Genomic DNA, 1,321 nt, shown 5'->3' with positions numbered 1-1,321 from the left:
GTGCACCTGTCTATCGGGATAAGGTTATCGAGGGAGAGTATGTGTACGGTCTGCGGTATGAAGAGTTTATAGCCCCCATTATTTCCGTGGCGCAATCGCTTATGCAGGAAAATGAAGTATTGAAAGGGCGAATGGACGAACTGGAAAAGCGGATTGAAGCTTTGGAGGCAAAGTGATGCAGATGAACCCACAAATACTTGATTTCCTGTTGTCTATCCTGCTAACGATATCAGGCCTTATTATTGGAGTGTTGTTCGGTATGCTTAAAGCCAAAGCAAGAGCCGAAAGGCAAAAGGACAAAGCGATTGAAAACGGTATGCGCTGCCTGTTGCGTGAAAAAATAATCGAGATATGCGACCGGTGCCTTGAACGGGGTTTCGTGCGTATCCATAGCCTTGAATCGCTTGGCGATCTGTTTGAGCAATATAAGGCACTGGGTGGGAATGGAACAGCGGCGAAGTTGATTGAAGACGTTAAAAAACTTCAAGTGAGATAAGGAGGGAAAAGAATGAAAATTTACATTAATCCGGGACATGGTGGAACCGACAGTGGGGCCGTGGGAATCGGAGGCAGACAGGAAAAGGACGACACGCTGCGGTATGCGTCTGCGGTGGCGGATAAGTTGAGCACGGCAGGACATGAGGTCAAGCTGGAAAGAGACGGAGACTATTACATTTCTGTCACGGATATCGCAAAAAAAGCCAATGCCTGGGGCGCAGACCTGTTTATCGCCTTCCACCGCAATTCTGGCGGTGGCACGGGTGCTGAATGCCTTGTGGTATCAAGCGCAAGCGAAGTCTCACACAGGATGGCGCAGGCTATCCAGAATGCGCTTGTGGAGGTCGGATTCCGCGACAGGGGCGTAAAGGTACAGGACAAAAACACTTATGTTCTCTCACATACCACAATGCCGTCAACGACAATCGAGTGCGGGTTTGTGGACAGTCAGGCGGACAACGAGCTTTTTGATGGTAGATTTGATGATATTGTTTATGGAATCGCCAATGCTATTTTATCTATTGCTGGTGGAAGTATCGAGCCTGAACCGCAGCCAATGCCTGAACCAGAGCCTAATGACTTTGAGATTAAAAACTTTGTTAATAGGCTCTATGTGAATATTCTGGATAGAGAACCCGACCAGGAAGGCTACTGGAATTGGGTTAAGGCGCTTATGGCACGAGCTGTCACACCAAAAGAAGCTGCTTATGGAATATGCTTCAGCAATGAAGAACTTTTGAAGCGTGAGGCGACAGAGGAATTTGTAGACGAACTGTACCGCGGGCTTTTGGGACGCAAGATGGATGCGGCAGCGCGCGATACG

Annotated in this window: 2 protein-coding genes; both read left to right on the top strand. The window is 48.4% G+C overall.

The window, feature by feature from the left end; translation table 11 throughout:
• Positions 1–175 precede the first annotated feature (175 nt).
• Positions 176–496: a hypothetical protein gene (locus CHK_RS13525; protein WP_046444609.1), complete on the top strand. Its 321-nt coding sequence runs from the start codon at positions 176–178 to the stop codon at positions 494–496.
• A 12-nt stretch (positions 497–508) separates the two neighbouring features.
• Positions 509–1,321, top strand: an 813-nt coding sequence (locus CHK_RS13520) for an N-acetylmuramoyl-L-alanine amidase (RefSeq protein WP_052740609.1), incomplete at its 3' end; no start/stop codon positions are given.

The sequence above is a fragment of the Christensenella hongkongensis genome (assembly GCF_000981035.1).
Classification (GTDB): Bacteria; Bacillota; Clostridia; order Christensenellales; family Christensenellaceae; genus Christensenella; species Christensenella hongkongensis.
Note: the sequence above shows the minus strand (reverse complement) of the source record. Positions and strands in the feature narration are given on the sequence as shown.